Below are 6,986 nucleotides of genomic sequence, written 5' to 3'. Positions count from 1 at the left end.
CACTGGAAAACTGCGACAGCACGGCGGTAATTTTTTCGGTCAGGGTCGTCATCGCGGTCCGTATTCACATTCTTGATGTTGGCAGCGCAAAAATGTGCGTACCGGGTTCGTTATTTGCAGACCTTTGCCTTCAGCGCATGCTCGCCGCTCCGACCGGTCTGGATTGAGATCGCGGCTGCCGTCCAACGCCAGCGATCACTACGGATGGAATTTACCATTAAAAACAAGGAAGATTGTATAATACACAATCACGTGGTAGCTTAGGGTTTGACGAGTGCTAACTTGCTTCTTGGAAAGCAGCTTCGTTGGACGTCTTATTGTTCATAAAGTATTTGAGCAGCAACGAAGCTATCCTTTTGCGAAGTCGGCGCTGCAACAATGGTACTACCATACGTATAATTTTTGCAACTTCTAGGCACAAAGCATATCATGAACGGACCAGGAAAATCAGTCGTAGACGCAGTGAAGAGTACTGTCAACGTTCGCCTCCTTGATCCTTTGGGAAAAAGTATCGAAGGCCTCAAGTACCAGATTCGGCAAGGCGAAAAGATTGTCGCCAAGGGCGTCACCGATGCTCAAGGCGGAATTATGTCGTTCGTAACGGCGGTCGGGACAGAACTGACGGTCCATGTCGAGCGTTTTGCTACGGAAGAAATGAAGGAAATAAGAAAGCTTATTCCATGGGCCGAAGATTTTCGGGTCAAGCTCCTGAGCGGAAAAGTCAAGGAAAAAGTCAACGCAAAAAAAGATGAAGGCGATCCCGGCGGATATCGGCGCAAAACGTACAAGGTCAAGCAAGGGGATACGCTCGAGAAAATTGCACCAAAGTTTGGAACGAGCGCGGCAGCTCTGGCTACGCTGAACGGCATCAAAGTAGCGGACACACTTCATATCGACCAAGTGCTAAAGGTTCCCAATGGAAAACCGGACGGCCCCGTCCAAAGCTCAGCGCCGGCACCGGCACCAGTGCCAGTGCCAGTGCCAGTGCCAGTGCCAGTGCCAGTGCCAGCTCCACCCGCGTCTGCACCGCCAGTATCTGAAGCCCCTACCTCAATTGAAGACCCAATTGCCGGTTCGGGCGCTGACGTAGAAGCACTTCGTGCGAAAGACGCACCAGGCGATGTCGGCGTCGATGAAGAGCCTGATGTAGCGAAAGCACCGCTGCCGCCCCCCCCTGCATCGACCGATAAAGTGGAAGACCGTGGCGAAAACGGAACACCCAAGACAACTATAAATTTGTCTTGCGACGAAAGTGGTTGTATCAAGGTCGGGGCGAAGGGGCTGCTCGTCGAGGAATTGAATTTACGTCTTATGGGTTTTGGCAATACGGTCTACGATCCGTTACCGTTCGACGAATTTACCATTGCCACGGAACGCGCAGTCAAACAGTTTCAGCGCGATTATATGGGGGTGCTCGAGAGCGGAAAAGTGTGCGGCGCGGTCTTGGCCTCTCTTGATGAATTTAAGGCAAAATTCCCGATCCCCTATGGCGGCTTAAAATGCCAATGCCATGCATATAATCCTGGGATCCACGGATGTCCGGGCTTCGGCTTGGCAAGAGTCAATTCGGGTTCCATCGGTTATTACAAAGATCAAACAATCAATGTCCCAGGCATTGAACGGCCTGGCATTCACCGTGCTTTGTATTGGAGCTTGCGCGCTGCACTGTTCTACCTTTCCGTAAAAGACAAGAACTTGGACGCCAAATTCATGTCCATTTCCTCCGGCTACAGATGTTGGAAGCGTGCAAGTCAGATGGGCATCTACACAGTCAACCATCACGGCAACGCGATGGATGTGCATTTCAAGCGAGTAAGCGACGGAGTGGAAATTGTCGGAGGTACACTACAAGCAATGAAGAGTGCTGTATTTGTCGGAAGGCTAAAAGCGCAGCATAATTGGCCTGCGCCTAACAAAATTTCGCTGGAGCCCATCAGTCAAGCGCATAGCTGGGTTCATATGGATGTCCGCCAGTTCATGCCACGGTATAAGCTCGACCGGTTTTATGCTAAAGACCAGGACGCGGCGAACGGTTTGGATATGTTAGTTATGGCAAAACAGGAAGGCAGACTAGGGCTGGTTAACTGCGGTGGCATCGCCGCTCCTGCGCAAACGCCAATAACGCCTATTTCTGGACCGATACCCGGTGCCACCCCGAAGACCGGGACAACTCCCCCGTCCATACCGGCGCCACCCAAGCCCGAGACACCGAAAAAAGACTCGCCCGCAAAGCCCAACCCGGCATCACCACCGAATGGCGCAGATAGCACGACCGCTGGTCCTGCATCCACGGGGCGCAAGGATGCAAACATGCTCGAAGTTTCAAAACTTGGGCTACAGTTCATCCGCGTTTGGGAAAGCGGCAGCCTGACTACGCTGCACCTTAAGCCTTACAATGATAACAAAGGTTTCTGTACAATCGGTGTCGGTCACCTGGTCGATGGTAAAACCTCATGTGAGAAACTGAAGAGCCTGGGCAGCGCCAAGTACAAGGATATAGCGGATGGCATCACCGAAGACGAGGAAAATGCTCTTTTTGCGAAAGATGTGAAACGAATCGTGAACAGCACCTTGCCAAGCATTCAGAAACCCTTGCATCAGTATGAGTTCGATGCATTGATGAGTTTAGCTTTCAATACTGGCGGACTGACGAAATTTAAAAAATTGCTTGGTTACCTAAACACGGAGAATTACAGCGCGTGTTGTGACGAGTTCGCCGATATCACGAATGGGGGCGATAAAGGGTTGACTGACCGACGAAAAAAAGAAATGAAAATGTTCAGGAATAATATTTATGATGCCAAGCACTAAAGGAACTACGATGCGAATTTTTACAATCTTGCTATTGACGTGCACGCTTATAGTAAGCATGAACTCGCGGGCCGCCGGTCTAGAGGGAACTTGGAAATTCCAGCGTTCCGCAGATTATTTTGGCCGTACGCCGATCAATCAAAAACCAAAAATCTTGACCATTATTGTCCGTGCCGATGATGTCCGATTGTCGGATCAATGCGTGGCGCGCGTTAATCCTGAAAAATATTACTTCTCGGACGTGTTCCAACCGATGACCAAACAGGGGATCACGGACAAGCAACTCGACAGATTTCTTACAAAACAGTTCAAATTTGATCTGTCGAACACACGGATCGTTTATTTGCTGTCGCCCACGCCTGCAAACTGCGCGGGGCCGATGATGGAATTCTTTGCCGTCGATGATAAAATCCTCGTACCCATAGGGGTTACGTTTTATCTCTACACGAAGGCCGGGCCTGAAAATGCTTCTGCATTAACGCCCGCTGGCTCCTCGGATACCACAAGCGTCATGGGCTATAAAGCATCGCGTCTGCCGATCAGTGTGGAACGCTATCTCGAGAAGTGTGCACCAAAGATACTGGACGCTAAAGGCCGTCCAAGGACCAGTGACAAATGCGCACCGGATTTTTTCCCGTATGTGGCTGACCCAAGCAGTAACGACCCTATTATGAAACTTGTTGGAAATCACGATTACGCAAAAGGCGGCCAGGAATACACCAGTGGATTTTCGCCGCCATTCAAGCTGAAAGTTCCCGCAACGTTTCTCGTTTTCCCATCGATGAAAAATGTTGGTTTGATTCGTGTCGATGATCTCGAAGTTGTTCGCAACGAATCCCGCGATGTCATGAGCGGAGTCTACCTTTCTATCATTGACGGAAAGATTATTGATCAAATGTTCGGCTGCGATTTTGGCCCCGACTACGTGTGCGTTTCCGAAGGGCGGAAAGTGGCGAAGCTGACCGAAAGTGGCAAGTTTCAGAAATTGTATTGAGGAGTCAAATCTGGGACAGTTGTCCGAATCATGCTTATAATTTCAGGGCGCGGAACGGGCAAGAGGTGTTCCTGAAGGCTGAATCGCAATTGATTCTACACGGTTATGTCGCGCGCTCCGCTGAGTAAAAACTCTGCAGCGAAATTTGAGCGGTCCGGAGGACGGCTTCCACCTGCCCGGCCCAACCCTTGTAAGGCGTGGTCCGGAGAGAGGCAATCAGACAGGCGCACTTTTCTGGCTACTCGAAGAATCAACAGCAACAACCATTTTTTTTGGAGCAAGAAAACTTACGTTTTCCCGACTAGCATTTCTGGATTCGTTAATAGCGACGGACAAGACAGCTGTCCGGCCGTTCATTTCCTCGCAACTTTTTGGGTCAATTGGAACAATATCCGCTTTCAAATCGAGGAAATATGATATGTCCTGCTAAATTCGGCCCAATGTCGTTTTGAGTGGAACTTGACTCCGGCTACCATATCGGATTCCGCTGTGAATGCCTGATGTCGCCGTGACTCGCGGCCCGGAACGGGGTCAAGGGCGGGTTGCGCGAAGCGCGGCCTGGCGAAGCGAACCCTTGACGCCGTGCAGGGCCAATACGCTGGAGCATGGCCATCGATCTGGCATGCCGTGGCGATGGCCATGCAGACGCCCGGCGACGCTGTGCTCGTCCACAGCAATGACAATTGTTTTTGTGTGAGGAACCGCAATGAGTGTTGGTGTCGAAGCCCTGTTTACGTCTGCGCTTGGACTGAAGTCGCCGTGGGAGGTGGTCAAGGTCGAACTCGACACCGCCAAGCGGAGGATCGATTTCGAGGTGGCCTGCAACGCCAAGCAGTTGCCTTGCCCGGCCTGCGGCATGAACGGGCAAGGCATTCACGATAGGGTCCGGCGCGACTGGCGCCATCTCGATTTCTTCCAGAACGAGGCGTTGTTGCATGCCGATGTGCCGCGCGTCGATTGCGGCGCCTGCGGCAAGACGGCAACTGTGGAGGCACCGTGGGCGCGGCCGGGCAGCGGCTTCACACTGCTGTTCGAGGCGCTCGCCTTGACGCTGTGCCAGTCTATGCCGGTCGCGCACGCCGCTGGTCTGTTGCGTGTCAACGCGAAGCAGTTGTGGCGCCGGATCGAACACTACGTCGGAGTTGCACGCGCCCAAGAGGACATGACCGGGGTCGCCGTCGTCGGCATCGACGATTTGAGTTTCAGGCGTGGCCAGGACTATGTGACGCTGGTCCATGATCTGGAAGGGAAGCGCCTGCTGTTCATGACCGAGGGCCGCAAGCACGGCACCGTCATCGACTTCAAGGCCGACTTGATCGCGCACGGCGGCGATCCTGACGACATCAAACACGTCTGCATGGACATGAGCGCCGCCTACACCAAGGGCGTCACTGAGATGCTGCCCCAGGCCCAGATCAGCTTCGACCGGTTCCATGTGATTGCCTTGGCCAACGAGGCGATGGACGCCGTCAGGCGCGACGAAATGCGCGACCAGCCGCGCGTTGTGCGCGCGGCGATGGGGACGGACCGCAAGGCGCTCAAGGGCATGTTCTGGGGAATGCGCAAGGACCACGCCGACTGGAGCGTCGATCAGATCAACACGATGTACCGGCTGCAGCGCTCGAACCTCAAGAGCGCCCGCGCGTGGCGCCTGAAGGAGGGGCTGCGCTCGACTTACGCCGCCGGCGTCACGAGCAACTGCCCGCAACAGGCCGAGGACGCCTTGAAGAGCTGGATCTCGTGGGCACGACGCAGCCGGCTCGAACCATTCAAGAAGCTCGCCACCACGCTCAAGGAGCGCCTGGCCGGCGTAGTGCGCGGTATGCTCGATGGGCGCAGCAATGCCTATGTCGAGGCGATGAATGGCATGCTCCAGCAGGTCAAGCGGGCCGCGCGTGGATTCCGAACCGTGAAGAACTTCGTCGCCATCGCCTACCTTCGCATGTCCAAACTAAAGAACTTGCCGCGCAATCCGATGCAATCGGCCGCGCCGTTGAGATCTACCACTTACCGTGCCGGTCGTCCATTTCCACTGAAAACGGCATAGAGCCCTAAATTCTCATCTCGCATGGATTGCCTGCTAATCGCCGTTGCCGATGTCATCGCTGACCTGCGGATCATAGTCGGTTATTAAGTCCCACTGATCTAGCGTCAGTCCCGCAAGTATTTCAATCTCATCGCCTTCTTTCGCGTAAATTTGGTCTGAGCGACCGTGCAGATCGAGAACGCCGGCGACAACGCGTTTGTCTGCCAAGCGGGCTTTGTATGCAATCCGACCAAATTCGTTCTGCATAAACAAATCATGCACATCTAGCCGGTTGCTGAAGTCCTCGGGCATATTGGCCGAATACAGCGGCGGCATCTCGTAGTTCAGCTTTTCCGGCCCCATAAAACTCTTCTTGCCCGCATGGATGATAATCTTCCCAGGGCATTGCACAGTAATATTTCCACCCTCGATGGTAATATTTGCCCCGCCCGCTGTTGATAGGCTGATGCACTTTGCAGAGGCCCAGTCCACATGTGCGTTCACGCTCATCACCTTGATGTCCTCCCGGGCCTGCAACCGTAGAACATCGGCCTGTGCCTGCAGTTCGATCGCCCCTTGAGCAGCAATCATCTGCAAGCCGAGATCGCCCTCTCCCGGCTTCACCGCGCCGCCCAGCACGCCGATTGCCTGCCCGGTCTGCATGCGCGCCCGTCCGCCGGTGATGAACTGCATATCCGTGCCACTGGAAAGCGTCACGGTTTCGCCGTTTGCTAGTTGCATGCTTTGACCCGCGCTCACGCCAAGTCCCGCCTTGGCAGCGATTGCGATGACAGCATCGCTGAGGTGCGGTATTTTGTCCGCATCGGGGGTCGTGTTTTTCCCGCTTGCGTCGCTGCGGGCAGTGCCCAAGCTATCCTTGCCCACCATCCCGGAGACTGTCTTGAGCAAAGCCTTCAGCGGGGCGGCGCGCTCGTCCAGCGTGCTCTTGTTGGCCTTGGCAGCACCTGCGTGCGCCGCCAGCGCCACCGTCTTGTGGGTCGTGGCCGCCTGGCTGAACGTTTCGCCAAGCTTGACGGCTTGCTTGAGCATCGCAATCCCCGGCGCATTGTCCCCCACCGGATCACGGCTGGCAGCAGCGTGCGCCGTCTTGTAACTCGTAATCAACAACCCCGCCCCGGCCCGCACCGCACCGTA

Annotated in this window: 4 protein-coding genes; 3 read left to right on the top strand and 1 reads right to left on the bottom strand. The window is 54.5% G+C overall.

Features of this window, described 5'->3' with window-relative positions; translation table 11 throughout:
* Positions 1 to 402: 402 nt before the first annotated feature.
* From ACP7D4_RS27175 to ACP7D4_RS27165, 3 genes are all read left to right on the top strand, one after another.
* Positions 403 to 2,811, top strand: a complete 2,409-nt coding sequence (locus ACP7D4_RS27175; RefSeq protein WP_426212481.1) for a glycoside hydrolase family protein — start codon at positions 403 to 405, stop codon at positions 2,809 to 2,811.
* A 58-nt stretch (positions 2,812 to 2,869) separates the two neighbouring features.
* Positions 2,870 to 3,805, top strand: coding sequence for a hypothetical protein (locus ACP7D4_RS27170; protein ID WP_426212479.1), 936 nt, complete (start codon positions 2,870 to 2,872; stop codon positions 3,803 to 3,805).
* 706 nt (positions 3,806 to 4,511) lie between these two features.
* A complete protein-coding gene (locus ACP7D4_RS27165) occupies positions 4,512 to 5,852 on the top strand; it encodes an ISL3 family transposase (protein WP_426212477.1) in 1,341 nt (446 codons plus the stop codon).
* Positions 5,853 to 5,885: 33 nt separating this feature from the next.
* On the opposite strand, the gene ACP7D4_RS27160 is transcribed toward ACP7D4_RS27165, so the two are convergent.
* A partial coding sequence (locus tag ACP7D4_RS27160) for a DUF2345 domain-containing protein (RefSeq protein WP_426212475.1) occupies positions 5,886 to 6,986 on the bottom strand: 1,101 nt, incomplete at its 5' end.

The sequence above is a fragment of the Massilia sp. TWP1-3-3 genome, from assembly GCF_049897805.1.
Lineage (GTDB): Bacteria > Pseudomonadota > Gammaproteobacteria > Burkholderiales > Burkholderiaceae_D > Telluria_A.
The sequence above is the reverse complement of the archived record's forward strand: the minus strand, read 5'-3'. Positions and strand labels throughout refer to the sequence as shown.